20 protein-coding genes are annotated in these 16335 nt (G+C 60.9%); 8 read left to right on the top strand and 12 right to left on the bottom strand.

What is annotated here, in order from left to right:
• Window positions 1–43: 43 nt before the first annotated feature.
• The 4 genes from ACT53S_RS17075 (at window position 44) to ACT53S_RS17060 (ending at window position 3876) form a co-directional block, all read left to right on the top strand.
• A complete protein-coding gene (locus ACT53S_RS17075) occupies window positions 44–970 on the top strand; it encodes a glutaminase (protein ID WP_113376583.1) in 927 nt (308 codons plus the stop codon).
• A 60-nt stretch (window positions 971–1030) separates the two neighbouring features.
• A complete protein-coding gene (ttcA, locus tag ACT53S_RS17070; protein ID WP_476067855.1) occupies window positions 1031–1918 on the top strand; it encodes a tRNA 2-thiocytidine(32) synthetase TtcA in 888 nt (295 codons plus the stop codon).
• A gap of 174 nt (window positions 1919–2092) precedes the next feature.
• Window positions 2093–3298 carry an alpha/beta fold hydrolase gene (locus ACT53S_RS17065; RefSeq protein WP_476067854.1) on the top strand — a complete coding sequence of 402 codons (1206 nt, stop codon included), beginning with the start codon at window positions 2093–2095 and terminating at the stop codon, window positions 3296–3298.
• A complete protein-coding gene (locus ACT53S_RS17060) occupies window positions 3295–3876 on the top strand; it encodes a protein-S-isoprenylcysteine O-methyltransferase (RefSeq protein ID WP_113376580.1) in 582 nt (193 codons plus the stop codon). Before ACT53S_RS17065 ends, ACT53S_RS17060 begins: the two co-directional genes overlap by 4 nt.
• A 3-nt stretch (window positions 3877–3879) precedes the next feature.
• Here the strand turns inward: ACT53S_RS17060 and ACT53S_RS17055 are convergent, their stop codons facing one another.
• Window positions 3880–4497: a thioesterase domain-containing protein gene (locus tag ACT53S_RS17055; RefSeq protein ID WP_476067853.1), complete on the bottom strand. Its 618-nt coding sequence runs from the start codon at window positions 4495–4497 to the stop codon at window positions 3880–3882.
• 174 nt (window positions 4498–4671) lie between these two features.
• Between ACT53S_RS17055 and ACT53S_RS17050 the strand changes: the two genes are divergently transcribed.
• The gene (locus ACT53S_RS17050; RefSeq protein ID WP_476067852.1) at window positions 4672–5496 is read left to right on the top strand and encodes an inositol monophosphatase family protein; all 825 of its coding nucleotides are present in this window, start codon (window positions 4672–4674) and stop codon (window positions 5494–5496) included.
• A 56-nt stretch (window positions 5497–5552) separates the two neighbouring features.
• On the opposite strand, the gene ACT53S_RS17045 is transcribed toward ACT53S_RS17050, so the two are convergent.
• The 3 genes from ACT53S_RS17045 to ACT53S_RS17035 form a co-directional block, all read right to left on the bottom strand.
• Entirely contained in the window at window positions 5553–6758 is a 1206-nt protein-coding gene (locus ACT53S_RS17045; protein ID WP_142070832.1) for a multidrug effflux MFS transporter, read from the bottom strand.
• Window positions 6759–6885: 127 nt separating this feature from the next.
• Window positions 6886–7218 (bottom strand): Grx4 family monothiol glutaredoxin, encoded by a 333-nt coding sequence (gene grxD / locus ACT53S_RS17040; protein ID WP_113376576.1) that lies wholly within the window; start codon window positions 7216–7218, stop codon window positions 6886–6888.
• Between the two features lie 98 nt (window positions 7219–7316).
• A complete protein-coding gene (locus ACT53S_RS17035; RefSeq protein ID WP_113376575.1) occupies window positions 7317–7538 on the bottom strand; it encodes a hypothetical protein in 222 nt (73 codons plus the stop codon).
• A 119-nt stretch (window positions 7539–7657) separates the two neighbouring features.
• Here ACT53S_RS17035 and ACT53S_RS17030 point away from each other — a divergent pair, with 119 nt between their 5' ends.
• Window positions 7658–8800 (top strand): hypothetical protein, encoded by a 1143-nt coding sequence (locus tag ACT53S_RS17030; RefSeq protein WP_476067851.1) that lies wholly within the window; start codon window positions 7658–7660, stop codon window positions 8798–8800.
• 66 nt (window positions 8801–8866) lie between these two features.
• On the opposite strand, the gene ACT53S_RS17025 is transcribed toward ACT53S_RS17030, so the two are convergent.
• The 3 genes from ACT53S_RS17025 to ACT53S_RS17015 form a co-directional block, all read right to left on the bottom strand.
• Entirely contained in the window at window positions 8867–9100 is a 234-nt protein-coding gene (locus ACT53S_RS17025) for a BolA/IbaG family iron-sulfur metabolism protein (RefSeq protein WP_062278593.1), read from the bottom strand.
• Window positions 9101–9215: 115 nt separating this feature from the next.
• Window positions 9216–11438, bottom strand: a complete 2223-nt coding sequence (gene purL / locus ACT53S_RS17020; RefSeq protein ID WP_476067850.1) for a phosphoribosylformylglycinamidine synthase subunit PurL — start codon at window positions 11436–11438, stop codon at window positions 9216–9218.
• A 148-nt stretch (window positions 11439–11586) separates the two neighbouring features.
• The gene (locus ACT53S_RS17015; protein WP_113376572.1) at window positions 11587–13005 is read right to left on the bottom strand and encodes an aminotransferase-like domain-containing protein; all 1419 of its coding nucleotides are present in this window, start codon (window positions 13003–13005) and stop codon (window positions 11587–11589) included.
• Window positions 13006–13091: 86 nt separating this feature from the next.
• Between ACT53S_RS17015 and ACT53S_RS17010 the strand changes: the two genes are divergently transcribed.
• Complete coding sequence (locus ACT53S_RS17010; RefSeq protein ID WP_142068600.1) at window positions 13092–13343, top strand: YjiS-like domain-containing protein; 252 nt, start codon at window positions 13092–13094, stop codon at window positions 13341–13343.
• Here ACT53S_RS17010 and ACT53S_RS17005 read toward each other — a convergent pair whose 3' ends face one another.
• Genes ACT53S_RS17005 through purC form a run of 5 tightly spaced genes read right to left on the bottom strand, consistent with a single transcriptional unit; the run spans window position 13344 to window position 15761 of the window.
• Window positions 13344–13733, bottom strand: a complete 390-nt coding sequence (locus ACT53S_RS17005) for a hypothetical protein (protein ID WP_113376570.1) — start codon at window positions 13731–13733, stop codon at window positions 13344–13346. It abuts the gene before it with no gap.
• A gap of 58 nt (window positions 13734–13791) precedes the next feature.
• Window positions 13792–14463 (bottom strand): phosphoribosylformylglycinamidine synthase subunit PurQ, encoded by a 672-nt coding sequence (purQ, locus tag ACT53S_RS17000; protein ID WP_113376569.1) that lies wholly within the window; start codon window positions 14461–14463, stop codon window positions 13792–13794.
• Window positions 14460–14717 (bottom strand): hypothetical protein, encoded by a 258-nt coding sequence (locus ACT53S_RS16995; RefSeq protein WP_476067849.1) that lies wholly within the window; start codon window positions 14715–14717, stop codon window positions 14460–14462. Before ACT53S_RS16995 ends, purQ begins: the two co-directional genes overlap by 4 nt.
• Window positions 14718–14736: 19 nt before the next feature.
• On the bottom strand, window positions 14737–14979 hold the full coding sequence (gene purS, locus ACT53S_RS16990; RefSeq protein ID WP_113376567.1) for a phosphoribosylformylglycinamidine synthase subunit PurS: 243 nt from the start codon (window positions 14977–14979) through the stop codon (window positions 14737–14739).
• Window positions 14980–14996: 17 nt separating this feature from the next.
• Window positions 14997–15761 (bottom strand): phosphoribosylaminoimidazolesuccinocarboxamide synthase, encoded by a 765-nt coding sequence (gene purC / locus ACT53S_RS16985; RefSeq protein ID WP_113376566.1) that lies wholly within the window; start codon window positions 15759–15761, stop codon window positions 14997–14999.
• Window positions 15762–16004: 243 nt separating this feature from the next.
• On the opposite strand from purC, the gene ACT53S_RS16980 reads away from it, so the two are divergent.
• Window positions 16005–16319, top strand: coding sequence for a DUF1476 domain-containing protein (locus ACT53S_RS16980; RefSeq protein ID WP_113376565.1), 315 nt, complete (start codon window positions 16005–16007; stop codon window positions 16317–16319).
• The last annotated feature ends 16 nt before the right edge of the window (window positions 16320–16335 follow it).

The following is a 16335-nucleotide window of genomic DNA, read 5'->3' as shown; positions in this document are numbered from 1 at the left end:
AGCCGCGATGATGGCCAAGGGTCAAGGCAAGGGATAAAGAGGCATGGATCTTCAGCAGATCATCGACGAGATCGTGCAGGTGCTTGAGCCGCGGCTTGGCGAGGGCAAGGTGGCCGATTACATCCCTGAACTCGCCCGTGTCGATCCGAAGCAGTTCGGTATCGCGATCACGACGGTCGAGGGTGAGACCTTCAAGGCGGGTGATGCGGAGACATCCTTTTCCATCCAGAGCATCTCCAAGGTCTTCATGCTTACACTCGCCCTCGGCAAGGCGGGCGAGGCCATCTGGAAGCGCGTCGGTCGCGAGCCGTCAGGCTCTTCCTTCAACTCGATCGTTCAGCTGGAGCACGAGCACGGAATCCCGCGCAATCCCTTCATCAACGCCGGCGCGATCGTCGTGACCGACATGGTGTTGGCCGGTCATAAGCCACGCGAGGCGATTGGCGAATATCTCCGCTTCATGCGTTATCTGGCGGATGACGAGAGCCTGTCGATCGACGAAAAGGTGGCGCAGTCGGAGCAGAAGACCGGTTATCGCAATTTCGCGCTCGCCAATTTCATGCGCGGTTTCGGCAATCTCGAACATCCGGTCGAACACACGCTCGGGGTCTATTTCCACCAATGCGCCCTGGCTCTCTCCTGCGTGCAGCTTTCGCATGCGGGTCTGTTTCTTGCCAATCGCGGCACCAATCCACTGACCGGCTTTTCGGTCGTTTCGCCGAAGCGGGCGCGGCGTATCAATGCGCTGATGCTGATGTGCGGCCATTACGACGGGTCGGGTGACTTTGCCTATCAGGTTGGTCTTCCCGGCAAGTCGGGCGTCGGCGGCGGCATTCTGGCGGTTGCTCCCGGCAAGGCCTCGATCGCTGTCTGGTCGCCGGGTCTCAACAAGGTCGGGAATTCCGCACTGGGCTCGGCGGCGCTCGAAATGCTCGCCACCCGCACGGGCTGGTCGGTGTTCGGGGCTTGATCTTGCCGCACTTCCGGGGCATTGCACAGGCTTCTCCCGAACGGATGCCCGGAGCCCGTGATGAACCTTGCAACGCCCCTTGACGCAGATGCCGCGAGCCCCCTGGGCTCGGACGAGGATCTCGACGTCTCCGGCATTCATCCGGTTTTTGCATCCGCACCGCAGTCGGTCTCGTTCAACAAGCTGCGCAAGCGTCTGATCCGCCAGGTCCGTCAGGCGATCGCCGATTTCGATATGCTGAAAGGGCAGAAGCGCTGGCTCGTCGGCCTCTCAGGCGGCAAAGACAGTTATGGGCTGCTCGCCATCCTGCTGGACCTGCAATGGCGCGGCCTGTTGCCGGTGGAGCTCGTCGCCTGCAATCTCGACCAGGGACAGCCGAATTTCCCGAAGCACATCCTGCCGGACTATCTGGCATCGATCGGGGTGAAGCACCGGATCGAATATCGCGATACCTATTCGATCGTGAAGGAGAAGGTGCCACACGGCGCGACCTACTGCTCTCTCTGTTCCCGGCTGCGTCGCGGCAATCTTTATCGCATCGCCCGCGAAGAAGGGTGTGATGCGCTGGTGCTCGGCCATCACCGCGAGGATATCCTGGAGACGTTCTTCATGAACTTCTTCCATGGAGGGCGTCTGTCCGCCATGCCCGCCAAGCTGCTCAACGATGAAAAGGATCTCTTCGTGTTGCGGCCGCTGGCCTATGCTGGCGAAGACGACATGGTGAAATTTGCCGAAGCCATGGCATTCCCGATCATCCCCTGCGACCTCTGCGGATCACAGGACGGATTGCAGCGCAATGCGATTAAGGAGATGCTGGCGGGCATCGAGGCGAAGATGCCCGGCCGCAAGGACGCCATGCTGCGGGCGCTGGCCCATGTCGACCCGTCGCACCTGCTCGATCCAAAGCTCTTCGACTTTGCCGGCCTGGCAGCCAGTCCCCGAGATTGATGGCGATTGGCGTCGGGCGGACGTGTGCTGTGCACAATATTTTCGCCTCACGCCCGATTTCCCCGGCTTTGCGTGCGTTCCAGACTGTCTTTCAGCGCACTTGCACTTTAGAAAGTGGTGAGGGGCCGGTTCGTTCGTTTGGATCGGCCAGGGTAATTGAGTGTGGGAGTACAGATGACTGAGGTATCTCAGGCGTCGGTTGCGCGGCGTGCCGTCTTTCTCGTCGGCGGGTACGAGCGCAACGATTCGGCCGGGTTTTTTCGCCGCATTGGTCGCGAGATGGCCCGGTTCAATCAGTGCTGGGGCACGTCCGCGCGGATGGAGGATCCGCAACCGCAAACCGACGGTATCGCTGCGACGGCCCAGATCCTCTACCATGGGCAAGACGGCGACTGCGTCAGCGACCTGACCTTTCTGAGTTTCGACGATATCGTCAAACGCGACGGGGCCCGGCCTTTCGTGGTGCGGCTCTGGGTCTATCTGATTTCCTTCCTGGACTACGTGTTCAGCGGTACGATGTTCCGCTTCTTCGCGACCAACTGGCGTTTCGCGCTCTATTTCCTCTATCCGGCCGTGGCGCTCGCGGCCTTTGCCGGTGCCGGATATGCTGTTTATCGCATCCTCTCGCCTGCGAACTTTTACGGCAGTCCCCTTGTTGCGGGCGTCCTCGGAGCACTCGTTGCCTATGGGCTGGGACGCTTCACCGGACGACGCTATTTCGTCTTTCATCTGATGGATCTCTGGTCCTTCAGCCGCGAGCATCTGCGCTGCCGTCGTCCGGACATGGATCAGCGTCTCGATGCCTGGTCGCGACTGATTGTCGACCGCATCCGGCAAGACGGGTATGACGAAGTCCTGCTCGTTGGCCATTCGACCGGCGGCGCGCTGATCCTCGACCTTGCTCATCTGGTGGCGGAGCGGCTGACCGATGAGGGACAGGTGGTCGACTTCACCCTGCTCACGGTCGGCTCAACCTCGCTCAAGGTCTGTCTGCATCCGGCAGCGGAGCGGGCGCGGCGGCGGCTCGAAAACCTCGCGCTTCACGGTGGCTTGCGCTGGAGCGAATTCCAGTCGCTGACCGACATCATCAACTTCTACAAATGCGATCCCTATCGCCTCGCCGGCCTGACCCACCAGCGAGACGACGCCTTTCCGCGTATGTTCCAGGTGCGGTTTCGGGAGATGCTGATTCCCGAGAGCTACAAACGGATCAAGCGGAATTTCTTCCGGGTCCATTATCAGTTCATTTCGGCCAACAGCCGCCGTTATTTCTATGACTTCTTCATGATCTGCTGTGGCACGCGGCGGCTCGAGGAGGTCGGTCCCGGCAGCCTGGTTGCCGGCCCGCCCGTCGCGGAACAGACAAAGGTTGATGCATGATCCGGATTTCCTTCATTGCTTGGGGCGTGATGCTCCTGGTCTGGTGCGCCATGCGTTATCCCGCCATGCGCCGGGCCCGGCGGCAGAAGACGCGTGTAGACAACAGGACCACCCTCGATATTTCCCTGCTGACGCTCTGTGTCTTCGGTCTCGTCGTGATGCCGATTGCCTGGCGGCTAGACCTCGTGCCGGATTTTGCCGATCGTACCCAATCGATCGGCATCCTGCTGGCGGGTGTTGTGACAGGTGTCGTATTCCTGTGGCTCTTCCGCCGCAGCCACAAAGATCTCGGGCGCAATTGGTCGGTGACGCTTGAGGTGCGCGAGGGGCACCAATTGGTGACGGGCGGCGTCTACGCCTATGTCCGGCACCCGATGTATGCCTCGTTCTTGCTGTGGGGACTGGCGCAAGCGTTCCTGATCCCCAACTGGATCGCCGGTCTTGCTGGGCTTGCTGCCGTCGTCGCGCTCTATGCCGTCAGGCAGTCGCGCGAAGAGGCGATGATGCGCCAGACCTTCGGCGCCGAATACGACGCCTATTGCGCCCGCACGAAGCGGCTCGTTCCGGGCGTCTTTTGAGGCTCAGCGGGCGCGCAGCGCCGTCTTGATCTCCTTGATCGTGCGCTCGTGCAGTCCGGGATTTTTGTCGATGTTGAAATGCCCGATACCCTTGATGGCAGTGTCACCCTGGCGCAGGTTGATATTGGCAAGGTCGCCCTTGAAGCTTGGCATGGGTGTTACCGGTGACCACAGGTTTTCGCCGCCGGTGTAGAAGTTCAGCGCCTTTTTGACATTACCAGGCACCGGACCCTTGCCGGTCGGGTCGAAGCTGATGATCAACGCGACCGGGATCTTCATGGGCTCCAGAGCGCGGGCGAGGGCGAATGTCATGTCCGCACCCAGCGAATGGCCCACGAGCACGATCGGCCGTGCGTCTTTCGATGCCCGATACTTCTCTGCGATTTTTCGGGCAAAGAGATCCGTGTTCGGCAGGGATAGGACTTCGGCCTTTACACCATCTGCCGCCAATTGCTTGCCAAGCGTATCGAGCCCGGTGGAGAAGATATTGGCGAAGCCACGGATCAAATAGACCTGTCCGGTTTTCGGCTTCGGTTTGGACTTGAGCGCTGCTTCCGTGGGCAAGGTGGAGGTGATGAAGAGTGCTGACGCTGCCGCCAGCAGAGACCGTCTGGAAATCATGGAAACTGAGCGCTCCGATAAGGGTGAACTGGAAATCATGCATTTTTCCGGATCGCAAGCAACCGGAACCGCGGGCTTTCCAGCTGTACTTTGTGTCTTGCTTGCGTTTACAAGAACGGCGTTGGAGCGGGGTGGGAAATTGGCTGAGAGAACCGGCCGGACTGGAGAGATTTGATGACTGCTGCGATCGACATTGCCGCCTTGGCCAACCTTCTGCAGGAGGCGGCTGTGGAGGAAATTCTGCCGCGTTTTCGCAACCTCGGCGAAGGCGACGTCCGCATGAAGACCGAGGCGATCGATCTCGTCACCGAGGCTGACGAGGCCGCCGAACGTCTGATCCGCAAAGGTGTTACGGCCCTTCTCCCGGACGCCCTGTTCATCGGCGAGGAGGCGGTCGCGGCCGATCCGACGCTGCTCGGGAACTTGGCCGGTGCCGATCTCGCGGTCGTCGTCGATCCGATCGACGGGACCTTCAATTTCGCCGCCGGCCTTACGCTGTTCGGCGTCATGCTGGCGGTCGTGAGCAAGGGTGAGACGGTTGCCGGCGTGATCTACGACCCTATCGGTAACGACTGGGCGCTGGTCGAAAAGGGGTCTGGATCCTGGCTTTGCAGACCGGACGGCTCGCAGGAACAGATGTTCGTGCGCCCGAGTGGTTCGCTTTCGCAGATGATCGGCATTGCCAATACCGGTTTCTTCGACATCGAGACCCGCCGCAGGATTTTGTCCAATCTTGCCGAGGTGCGCCTCTTCACCAGCTACCGCTGTGCCGCGCACGAATATCGCCTGCTGGGTCAGGGGCACATGGATTTCGCCATGTATAACAAACTGATGCCCTGGGACCACCTCGCTGGCGCCCTGATGATGCAGGAAGCGGGTGCGCATGTGGCGCGCTTCGACGGTTCCGCCTATCTGCCGCATCACACCGACGGCGGATTGCTGGTTGCTTCCGACATCGACGCCTGGCAGGAATTGCGCGAAAAGATCTTCACTGTCTGAAACGAAAAAAGCCCGGCGACGACCGGGTTTTTTTCATCTTGGGACTCAGGTGGCGGTCAGACCGGTTTGTTCTGCGCGTGGAAGAGGCGGCCCTTTTCGCCGATCAGGACGAAGATCAGGCCGATGAAGCCCACCACGAAGAAGCCGGTGACCATCGGCAGCGCGGTGCCGTCGAAGGCCTGACCGATCGCAGCCCCGATCAGCGAGCCGCCGATCGTGCCCATGAAGCCGAGGACGGAGGATGCCGTTCCTGCGACATGGCCGAGCGGTTCCATCGCCAGCGAGTTGAAGTTCGAGCCGATCCATCCGAACTGGAACATCGCAAGAGCAAAGAAGCTCAGGAACAGCGCAAAGGGCATGGGCTGCGGCCCAAGCACCTGGATGAGCAGCCACAGGGCGTTGATCGCAATGAAACCGAGCAGCGACGCGTGAGACAGCTTCCGCATGCCGAAGCGTCCGACCAGTCTGGAATTGACGAAGGAGGAGAGGGCCATGAAAAGCGCGACCGCCGCAAAGGCGACCGGGAACCAGACACCGAGCCCGTAAATCCCAACATAGATCTGCTGGGCCGAGTTGATGAAGCCGAACAGTGCCCCGAAAATGAAGGTGCTCGCCAGCGTGTAACAGAGCGCGACGCGGTTGGTCAAAACGATGCGGAAGCCATCCAGAATGACCTTCGGGGTAAAGGCTCGGACGTCTTCCGGTGCCAGCGTTTCCGGCAGACGAACATACATCCACAGGCCGACGATCAGCGCGATGGCAGCCATGAACACGAAGATCCAGTGCCAGTCACCGAAGAGCATGATGACCTGGCCTGTGCCGGGGGCAACGACCGGGATGACCATGAAGACCATCATGATCAGGGACATGACTTCGGCCATCTGGCGCCCGCCGAAGACGTCGCGGACAATGGAGACCGTGATGACGCGGGTGGCTGCCGAACCGATGCCCTGGATGAAGCGGAGGACGAGCAGCATTCCGAAGGAAGGCACGAAGACAACCGCAAGCGAGGAGACGACATAAATGCCGAGGCCCACGATCATCGGTATGCGTCGACCGAGGCGGTCTGCGATCGGGCCGTAGAAGAGCTGCGCCAGACCGAAGCCAATCAAATAGGCGGAGACGACATATTGGCGGTGGTTTTCATTTTCCACATTGAGTGCGGCCCCGATCTCCTGGAGACCGGGAAGCATGATGTCGATGGCGAGCGCATTCAGCGCCATGAGAAAGGCCATCAGCGCGATGAATTCGGCGCGGCCCATCTTGCCCAGCGCCTTTTGCGGGGAGTGGAGGGAATCTGTCACGGGGAAATACCTTTAGACGGCCAAAAGGCGTCGCCGGGGGCGACGCCTTGTCAGCCTTGGAATGAAATGCCTTGCGGCGTGTCGGTCAGGCGGCGCCGCGAACGGCGATGCCCTGGTCTTCAAAATGCTTCTGCAACTCGCCGGCCTGGAACATCTCGCGGACGATATCGCAACCGCCGATGAACTCGCCCTTGATATAGAGCTGCGGAATGGTCGGCCAGTTGGAATACTGCTTGATTCCCTCACGGATTTCCATGTCGGCAAGCACGTTGACGCCCTTGTAGTCGACGCCGAGATAATCGAGAATCTGCACCACCTGGCCCGAGAAGCCACATTGCGGGAACTGCGGGCTGCCCTTCATAAACAGGACCACGTCATTGGTCTTTACTTCGTTGTCGATGAAATCGTGGGCGCTCATGTCTTTTCCTTTCACATGCCGGTCAAGGCGGCAGGTTCGCATGCGCTACAGATAGCAAGGGCAAGCCGGTTTTGCCAGTGCCGTCAGGCGACGGTTTGTCAGGATCTGCGCTGGCGGCTGCGCTTGGCTGCCGTCCGCCGACGGCTCTGTTGTTTCTTTGCAGGCGCTCGCCTGACCTTCTTTTTCACGAAACGGCCCGTCGTGCCCGAGCGTGTCTGCTGCTTGCGGCGACCCGTCCGCTTGCTTGCCGGTTTCTTCAGGATTTCCTTGAGCACGCCTTCGACGACATTCTTGACGATGTCGGAGACCAGATCAGCCATTCGCGTTCATCCTCCCGTCCTGATGCGCTTTCCCTGTTGTTTCCCCTTTAAATCAGCGGAATTCTCGTCTAGCAAGCGCTGCCTGCGGTCGATCTGCAGTGAAACGAGTGACCGCTATCATGATCCAACGTCGAGTCGTCCTGCATTTTCCGGGTTTCGAACCCCTGGATGCCGAGGCGCACCGTCAGCGCTACACGAGATCCGCAGCCCAGGCGGCACGCGTCTGGGAAAGCCGCTTCGATGTCGGCGCGATGCTCGGCGCGCCTGACGACGTGCATTTCCTGGTTGATGCGGGCGGCGAGGCCTGGGCCACTCGGAGCGAGATCCACATCCACGACCACAACGATCTGATCGCAAGCCTACGTCAGGGAAGCGTCTGGCGGCAAATGGCGGCAGGCTTCGGTGCCGGTGCGGCGATCCTCCGCCAGGGGGCGGCATTCGCTTATTTTCGTTACGCCTGGCGTTTCGGGCTGTTTTTCCTCTTTCCCTATCTCTTCATCACGCTCGGTATGGCGTTGGGTCTTGCCGTGGCTGCCTTTCCACTGGCGATCCATCTCCATCCGCTTTGGCTCATCCCATCGATACCGGTCGGCTATGCCATGTTCCGCTATGGCTGGATGCGGCTTTCGGATCGCTATCATGTGTTGCATCTGCTTGCGGACTGGCGGTTGGCGGTCGCGATTGCCGAAAACCGTCCGCACGTGGCTGCCTGGATCGAGCGGGAGACAGATCGGGCCGAGCGGGCGCTAACGCGCTCCGCAGATGAGATCCTCGTCACCTCCCACAGCATGGGTGCAAGTCTCGCGCTTTCGGTGATCGGTCGTCTGGTGGAGCGGAACTCCCCGGTCTTTGCCGGGCGGCGCATCACCTTTGTCACACTGGGCGGTGCGGCCCTGCAATGCAGCCTGCTGTCCAGCGCGCGCACTCTTCGACGTCGGATCGGACTGGTTGCGCGCCATTCCGAAATTGACTGGTTCGACATCCAGTGCCTGACCGATCCGATCCATCTCTATAAATGTCATACGGTTGCGCTGTCCGGACATCCCGATGCGCCGCAGCCGAAACTTGTTTTCGTCCGCTTCAAACATGCGATGTCGGAAGAACGCTACCAGAAGAACCGGCGCGATTTCCTGCGCATGCACCGGCAATATGTGCTGGGTCCCGACCTCAAGAGCGGTTTCGATTTCACGCTCATGACCGCCGGCCCGCTGCCGGCGCTGTCGTTCTCCATGCTTCACTCCGCGCACGCGCCGGTGTTCTGAGACTGTGATACAAAAAAGCCCACCGTTGCTACGGCGGGCTTTCGCACATTCATTCGCTGCCGGTGGCTATTCGGGAATGCTGGTCTGCAATGCCAGCGCATGCAGGACGCCCCCCATATTTCCCTTCAGGGCATCGTAGACCATCTGGTGTTGCTGAACGCGGCTCTTGCCGCGGAATGCCTCGGCGACGACCTCGGCGGCGTAATGATCTCCGTCACCAGCGAGGTCGCGGATGACGACCTTCGCTCCCGGAATGCCGGCCTTGATCATGTCTTCGATGTCGCCTGGTTTCATCGGCATGTAATGGGTCCCTCATGCAAATCAGCAATAAGGCAGACTATCTTCCATTCGCCGGGGTCTTTCAATGGGGCAGCATCAGGCTGCCCCATCCTCCACAGGGACGTGGCATCCGCAATCAGGCGAGTTCGCCATCCATCAGGGCCGGGAACCAGCCTTCGTGGGCCTTCTTCAGGTCCTCGACGGCCACCGGCTTCGCATCGCCAAGCACGACGTTCGAGCCGCCGGTGCGACCGATCCACGGGCAGAAGACGCCAGCGGCTTCGGCGCGGACCTGCACCTGGTCGACATCGGCTTCCTTGACGGTCAGCACGTAGCGGCCCTGGTCTTCGCCGTAGAAGACGGCAACCGGATTGGCGTCGGTCAGGGCGTTGATGTGGGCGCCGATGCCCGAGGCCATGGCCATTTCCGCCACAGCCAGCGCGAGACCGCCGGACGAGCAGTCATGCACCGCGGTTGCCAGGCCGTCTTCGGTCAGGCCACGAACAAAGTCGCCGACCTTCTTCTCGTGTTCGAGATCGACATGCGGTGCGGGACCATCGGTGCGGCCGTGAATGTCGCGAAGGTAGGCGGACTGACCGAGATGGGTGCCCCAGCCGGACGGTGCGCCGGCGAGCAGGATTGCTTCGCCCTGAGCGGCAAAGCGGATGCGAGCCATCTTCTTCCAGTCCTTCATCAGGCCGACGCCGGCGATCGTCGGGGTCGGCAGGATGGCCTGGCCGTTGGTCTCGTTGTAGAGCGAGACGTTGCCCGAGACGATCGGGAAGTCGAGGGCCTTGCAGGCCTCGCCAATGCCTTTGATCGCAAAGACGAACTGGCCCATGATCTCGGGGCGCTCGGGATTGCCGAAGTTCAGGTTGTCGGTGGCGGCCAGCGGCAGCGCGCCGGTCGCGGTGATGTTGCGCCAGCATTCGGCCACTGCCTGCTTGCCGCCTTCGAACGGGTCGGCCTCGACGTAGCGCGGGGTGACGTCGGAGGAGAAGGCGAGTGCCTTGGAGGCATGGCCCTCGACGCGGATCACGCCGGCATCGCCGCCCGGAAGCTGCAGCGAATTGCCCTGGATCAGCGTGTCATACTGTTCGTAGACCCAGCGGCGCGAGGAGTTGTTGGCTGAGCCGACGAGCTTCACGAGCGCGTCCGCGACGTCGCCAGCCGGAATCTCGTTCTCGGTCAGCGGGGCAGGGGTCTTCGGCTCGATCCACGGACGGTCGTATTCCGGAGCCTCGTCGCCGAGTTCCTTGATCGGCAGGTTCGCGACTTCCTCGCCCTGATGGATGACGCGGAAGCGCAGGTCGTCGGTGGTGTAGCCGACGATGGCGAAGTCGAGGCCCCACTTGACGAAAATCGCCTTGGCGACCTCTTCCTTGGAGGGCTCGAGCACCATGAGCATGCGCTCCTGGCTTTCCGACAGCATCATTTCATAGGCCGTCATGCGCTCTTCGCGCACCGGCACCTTGTCGAGATGCAGCTCGATGCCGAGGTCGCCCTTGGCGCCCATTTCGACGGCCGAGCAGGTCAGGCCGGCAGCGCCCATGTCCTGAATGGCGATGACGGCGCCGGTTTTCATCAGCTCGAGGCAGGCTTCCAGCAGGCATTTTTCGGTGAAGGGGTCGCCGACCTGAACGGTCGGGCGCTTCTCTTCGATCGACTCGTCGAATTCGGCCGATGCCATGGTCGCACCGCCGACGCCGTCGCGGCCGGTCTTGGCACCGAGATAGACGACCGGCAGGCCGACGCCCTTGGCTTCCGAGAGGAAGATGCCATCCGCCTTGGCAAGGCCGGCAGCGAATGCGTTGACCAGAATATTGCCGTTGTAGCGGGCGTCGAATTCGACTTCACCGCCGACCGTCGGAACACCGAAGGAATTGCCATAGCCGCCGACACCCGCAACGACACCAGCCACCAGATGCTTGGTCTTCGGGTGATCCGGCGCGCCGAAGCGCAGGGCGTTCATAGCCGCGACCGGACGGGCGCCCATGGTAAAGACGTCGCGCAAAATACCGCCAACGCCGGTTGCCGCTCCCTGATAGGGCTCGATGTAGGACGGGTGGTTGTGGCTCTCCATCTTGAAGACGACGACATCGCCGTCATCGATGTCGACGACGCCGGCGTTTTCGCCCGGTCCCTGGATGACGCGCGGGCCCTTGGTCGGCAGCGTCTTCAGCCACTTCTTGGAAGACTTGTAGGAGCAGTGCTCGTTCCACATCGCCGAGAAGATCCCGAGCTCGGTGAAGGTCGGCTCGCGTCCGATCAGGTTCAGGATGCGATCGTATTCGTCCGGCTTCAGGCCGTGGCTTGCGATCAGTTCTGCGGTGATGGGACGGGAGTTGGAAACGGTCATCTGGCTCTCAGGGCAATGGGAGATCTGGGGGAGATCGGTTTCGAGGCAGGCTATAACCCAAGCCTGCGCCCGGCGCGACTGGAAAATGCGCCGAAGGCCCTGATTCACGCGGCTTTCGTCGGCAGGCCCCGGAGCTTGCGACCGGCTGTCATACGAAGGCACTGGTGCCGAGCGGGCTCTGGTCCAGAACGCGGCGGACAGCGGCCAGACCCTGGGTCGAAATCGCGCGATCACGTCCCTCGCTGAAGCCGATGCGGACATGGTGGAAGGTGCGTGACGAGCGAGCCGGCTTGAATTCATCCTCGTCGTCGATGAGGATGTCTGCATCAAGCACGGCCTGCTTGAATGTGCCGGAGAGCCAGGGTTCTGGCAGTTTGAGCCAGACAAACGGCAGTCTGGGGTGAGAGCGGAACTCGTGGCCCTGGAAGAGCTGGCGCACCACAGCCTCGCGGGCTGCGATCTCGCTCAACACCTGGCTGCGGATCTCGGCCGCCGCGCCGGAAAGCACCAGACGGGCCGAGACTTCCGCGAGCAGGAAAGGTAGGCCGCCGCTGACCATCTTCTGCGTCACGCGCACGCGCTGGCTCATGTGGGGCGGACAGGCGACCCATCCTCCGCGCACGCCTGCAGCGACGGACTTCGACAATCCATTGAGGAGAAAGGTCCGGTCGGGGGCGAGTTCGGCGAGCAGCGGAATCCCATCGGCGATCATGCCGCCGTAGAGGTAGTCCTCGATCAGCCAGACATTGTATTTGCGGGCGATCGCGACGATGTCCTTGCGCCTCGACAGCGGCAGACAAGCCAGGGTCGGGTTCTGGCCGGACGACATGAGGAAGGCTGCCTTTGGGTGCTCGCGCGCGCAGACCCGCTCGAAGTCCTCGGGAAGGATGCCATCGGCATCCGACTCGACCAGTGCGATTTGCCGGCCCATCAGCATGGCGCTGCGAGATACCTGCGAATAGGTCAGGTGTTCGCAGACCACACGGTCTCCCGTCCCGGTCACGGCCGCGATGACAGCATTGATCCCCGCATGCACGCCCAGCTGCGGCAGCACCTGTGTGGCGTCCGGTGACCAGCTGCCGTTTGAAAGCCAGCGCCTTCCTGCTTCCTGCCAGTCGGGAGAGAGTGTGCGGGTGTAGCTTGATATCTCGGACGGATGTTCAAGGGCGATCTCCGTCATGATGCGCCCGACGACGGCTGCCTGTCCCACGTCGATTGCCGCTGTCGTGTCGAAGCGGAGCTTCCCGGGTGGCGGTGTCATGGAGCGGGTACCGCCGTAATTGAGTGTAACCGGGTCGCGCGGTCCGGCGGCGGGTCCGGTCGTGTCTGTCTGCACATATGTGCCGCGGCCGACCTCGCCGCTAACCAGACCTCTTTCCCGGAGGAGGGCGTATGCCCTCGAGATTGTCCCTATTGTCACCCCTACGTCATAGGCGAGATCCCGCTGCGGAGGTAATTTGGTACCCTGCGGCAGTGCCCCTGATTTAATTGCTCTTTCGGCATCATCCGCGATGCGCAGATAGAGGGGGCCGTGACCGGTCGTGAGGGATGGAAGCCAGTTTGTCATAAGGACAATTCTCTATATTGTCACCGTAAAAGAGTCAATTCATACCTCACGTCGCAGGTATCTCTCAGTCTGCTTCGAGGTTTGTTATGACAATCGATACAATTTCTTCGCCGGACACACAAGCATCGGAAAAGCGCCAGCTGCGCATGGCCTCTGCCTTTGGCGTCGCTGTTAGTCTTGTGGTCTCTTGGATGCGCCGCTCGCGGTCGAGACAGACCCTTGCGGAGTTGACGGATGATCAGTTGCGCGACATCGGGATCAGCGCGCACGAGGCGCGGCGGGAAGCGCGGCGCAGTGTGATGGTTCGGCTGGACGGGGCGGGTTTGCCGCCGCTTTGATCAGCAGTCTTTCGAACCCTTGGCCCAACGGACGACATCGGCTCGAATGCGCGGCGCGAGCGCTTCACCCATCATCGGCCCAAAGGCATCGAGCCGCGCCGGCTTGCCTTCGGCTTGAACGACCAGCAGCGGCCGGATGTCGCTCGATCCCTTGCGGACGAGGAGGATGCGGGGACGGCCGGAGAAGGATGTGAGTTCCGGGGCCAGTGCATAGGACTTGAAGGCCGGATCGCCCGATTTGAACCAGCAGCGATTGGCCCCGACGGCCACCAGTTCCATCACGTCCAGGGCCGACTGACCGGAGGCCGGCCGCGGTGTCGGTGCATCTGGCTTGCAGGCGGAAAGCGCTGCAACTGCAATCATGGCGAGGGAAAATCTGAGGCGGCCCATGGCGATCTTTCGGCTGTGTGCCGCCTCTCTACATTTTTAGGGTTAAGCGAAGCTTACCTTAGGCAGCGATGACGTCGAGCGCCGAGGCGAAGATACCGCGACCGTCGTTGCCACCATGCGCGGCCTCGATCAAGTTTTCCGGATGCGGCATCATGCCAAGCACGTTGCCCTTGGCATTGATCACGCCGGCGATGTTGTTCATCGAGCCGTTCGGATTGGTGCCGTCCGCGTAACGGAAGACTATCTGGCCATTGCCTTCGATTGTTTTCAGGGTCTCGGCATCAGCAAAGTAGTTGCCATCGTGATGGGCGACCGGGCATCGGATGATTTGGCCCTTGGCATAGGCGCGGGTGAAGTCCGTGTCGGCGTTGACGACCTCGAGCTTGATTTCCTTGCACACGAACTTGAGCGACTGATTGCGCATCAGTGCGCCCGGTAGCATGCCGGCTTCGACGAGGATCTGAAAGCCGTTGCAGACGCCGATGACCTTCACGCCCTTCTCGGCCTTTTCCTTGATCGCCTGCATGACCGGCATGCGGGCGGCAATCGCACCGCAGCGCAGATAGTCCCCATAGGAAAAGCCACCGGGGATAACGATCAGGTCGACATCCGGGATCTCGGTTTCGGTCTGCCAGATCGTGACCGGGGCATTGCCGGAGATCTTGGTCAGCGCCGCGATCATGTCACGGTCACGGTTGAGGCCTGGGAGCTGGACGACGGCTGATTTCATGGCTGTGGCTCAAACCTTAGCTGGGCTTCTTGGAACTCGCGCAGTTCCAGACGATTTTCAATCCGATCCAGGCGTGTCTCGTGACGCGCCAACGTCGTATGGATGTTGTGAATGTCCTGATGCACGGAGACGAGCGTCCCGCGTATCGCGTTCATTTCGGAGCGCAACTCCCGCTGCCCCAGCTTGATGTCCGCAATATCTGCGTGAACTCGCTTCAGAAGCTCGAACATCAATTCGCTGGTGACCTCAGCCATCGCGCATCTCCTACAACCCTCAGGCGATGGAGATAGTATAGTTCTCGATGACCGTGTTGGCGAGGAGCTTTTCGCACATGGCCTTCAGCTCGGTCTCTGCCTTGGCCTTGTCGTCGCCGGCGAGTTCGAGATCGAAGACCTTGCCCTGGCGGACCTGGCCTACTCCGTCGAAGCCGAGTGCGCCGAGGGCGCCTTCTATGGCCTTGCCCTGGGGGTCGAGGACGCCGTTCTTCAGGGTGACGGTGACGCGTGCCTTGATCACTTGTAGTCTCTCCAAAATTACTTGACCAGAACCGGGCCCGTGCCGCGCAGGGGCTCGTTTTCGTTGATGATGCCGAGGCGCTTGGCCACTTCCTGGTAGGCTTCCAGCAGCCCGCCCATATCGTGGCGGAAGCGGTCCTTGTCGAGCTTCTCGCGGGTTTCGATGTCCCAGAGGCGGCAGCTGTCCGGCGAAATCTCGTCGGCAAGGATGATGCGCATCATGTCGCCCTCGAACAGACGCCCGCATTCGATCTTGAAGTCGACGAGCTGAATGCCGATGCCGAGGAAAAGGCCTGACAGGAAGTCGTTCACACGAATGGCGAGGGCCATGATGTCATCGAGTTCGGCCGGATTGGCCCAACCGAAGGCCGTGATGTGCTCTTCGGAAACCATCGGGTCGCCGAGAGCGTCCGACTTGTAGTAGAACTCTATGATCGACCGGGGAAGAACAACGCCTTCCTCAATGCCCAGCCGGGTCGAGAGCGAGCCGGCGGCGACATTGCGGACGACGATCTCGAGCGGAATGATCTCGACTTCCTTGATCAGCTGTTCGCGCATGTTCATGCGGCGGATGAAATGGGTGGGGATGCCGATCTTGTTCAGATGCGTGAAGACATATTCGGAGATGCGGTTGTTCAAAACGCCTTTTCCGTCGATGACTTCATGTTTCTTCTTGTTGAAAGCGGTTGCATCATCCTTGAAGAATTGGATCAGCGTGCCCGGCTCCGGACCTTCATAGAGGATCTTTGCCTTGCCCTCGTAAACGCGGCGGCGACGGTTCATGAGCGGATTTCTCTGTGGTTGGCATCCCGGCGCTATGAGCGCGGATGCAGTGGATCGGTCTTTGAAGCGGTCCCTTAACGGAAAACCTCGGTTTTCACAATGCGCAGTTCTCCCCTTCCTGCCAAAACGTCGCGCCGTCGGAGTCTCCGTCGGAATCGCGGAACTTTGCATTGCACTTTGTACTCCCTTTTGATTAATGGGGAAACGTCACCGCACAACGACGGCACAATACGGGAGATTCAGATGAGCGGCATGAGTGATCGCGAAAAGGCGTTCGAAAACAAGTTCGCACATGATCAAGAGCTTCGCTTCAAGGCGGAAGCGCGTCGCAACAAGCTGATCGGGCTCTGGGCCGCCGGCTTGCTCGGCAAGGCCGATGCGGATGCCTACGCCAAGGAAGTGGTCGCTTCGGATTTCGAAGAAGCCGGTGACGAGGACGTCATTCGTAAGTTGAAGGCGGACCTTTCGGCTGGCGGCGTCTCGATCACCGATGAAGAACTGCGTGGGAAGATGGTCGAGTTCCTGGGCCAGGCGATCGAACAGATCCAGAATTCCTGATCACCGGAAAAACCAT

The sequence above is a fragment of the Allorhizobium sp. DMC15 genome (genome assembly GCF_056314065.1).
This window is presented reverse-complemented; position numbering and strand designations above follow the sequence as displayed.

Excerpts from the sequence above, each read along its gene's own strand:
- ACT53S_RS17075 (WP_113376583.1), top strand. The coding sequence starts at position 44 with ATGGATCTTCAGCAGATCATCGACGAGATCGTGCAGGTGCTTGAGCCG.
- ttcA (WP_476067855.1), top strand. The coding sequence starts at position 1,031 with ATGAACCTTGCAACGCCCCTTGACGCAGATGCCGCGAGCCCCCTGGGC.
- ACT53S_RS17065 (WP_476067854.1), top strand. The coding sequence starts at position 2,093 with ATGACTGAGGTATCTCAGGCGTCGGTTGCGCGGCGTGCCGTCTTTCTC.
- ACT53S_RS17060 (WP_113376580.1), top strand. The coding sequence starts at position 3,295 with ATGATCCGGATTTCCTTCATTGCTTGGGGCGTGATGCTCCTGGTCTGG.
- ACT53S_RS17055 (WP_476067853.1), bottom strand. The coding sequence starts at position 4,497 with ATGATTTCCAGACGGTCTCTGCTGGCGGCAGCGTCAGCACTCTTCATC.
- ACT53S_RS17050 (WP_476067852.1), top strand. The coding sequence starts at position 4,672 with ATGACTGCTGCGATCGACATTGCCGCCTTGGCCAACCTTCTGCAGGAG.
- ACT53S_RS17045 (WP_142070832.1), bottom strand. The coding sequence starts at position 6,758 with ATGGGCCGCGCCGAATTCATCGCGCTGATGGCCTTTCTCATGGCGCTG.
- grxD (WP_113376576.1), bottom strand. The coding sequence starts at position 7,218 with ATGAGCGCCCACGATTTCATCGACAACGAAGTAAAGACCAATGACGTG.
- ACT53S_RS17035 (WP_113376575.1), bottom strand. The coding sequence starts at position 7,538 with ATGGCTGATCTGGTCTCCGACATCGTCAAGAATGTCGTCGAAGGCGTG.
- ACT53S_RS17030 (WP_476067851.1), top strand. The coding sequence starts at position 7,658 with ATGATCCAACGTCGAGTCGTCCTGCATTTTCCGGGTTTCGAACCCCTG.
- ACT53S_RS17025 (WP_062278593.1), bottom strand. The coding sequence starts at position 9,100 with ATGCCGATGAAACCAGGCGACATCGAAGACATGATCAAGGCCGGCATT.
- purL (WP_476067850.1), bottom strand. The coding sequence starts at position 11,438 with ATGACCGTTTCCAACTCCCGTCCCATCACCGCAGAACTGATCGCAAGC.
- ACT53S_RS17015 (WP_113376572.1), bottom strand. The coding sequence starts at position 13,005 with ATGACAAACTGGCTTCCATCCCTCACGACCGGTCACGGCCCCCTCTAT.
- ACT53S_RS17010 (WP_142068600.1), top strand. The coding sequence starts at position 13,092 with ATGACAATCGATACAATTTCTTCGCCGGACACACAAGCATCGGAAAAG.
- ACT53S_RS17005 (WP_113376570.1), bottom strand. The coding sequence starts at position 13,733 with ATGGGCCGCCTCAGATTTTCCCTCGCCATGATTGCAGTTGCAGCGCTT.
- purQ (WP_113376569.1), bottom strand. The coding sequence starts at position 14,463 with ATGAAATCAGCCGTCGTCCAGCTCCCAGGCCTCAACCGTGACCGTGAC.
- ACT53S_RS16995 (WP_476067849.1), bottom strand. The coding sequence starts at position 14,717 with ATGGCTGAGGTCACCAGCGAATTGATGTTCGAGCTTCTGAAGCGAGTT.
- purC (WP_113376566.1), bottom strand. The coding sequence starts at position 15,761 with ATGAACCGTCGCCGCCGCGTTTACGAGGGCAAGGCAAAGATCCTCTAT.
- ACT53S_RS16980 (WP_113376565.1), top strand. The coding sequence starts at position 16,005 with ATGAGCGGCATGAGTGATCGCGAAAAGGCGTTCGAAAACAAGTTCGCA.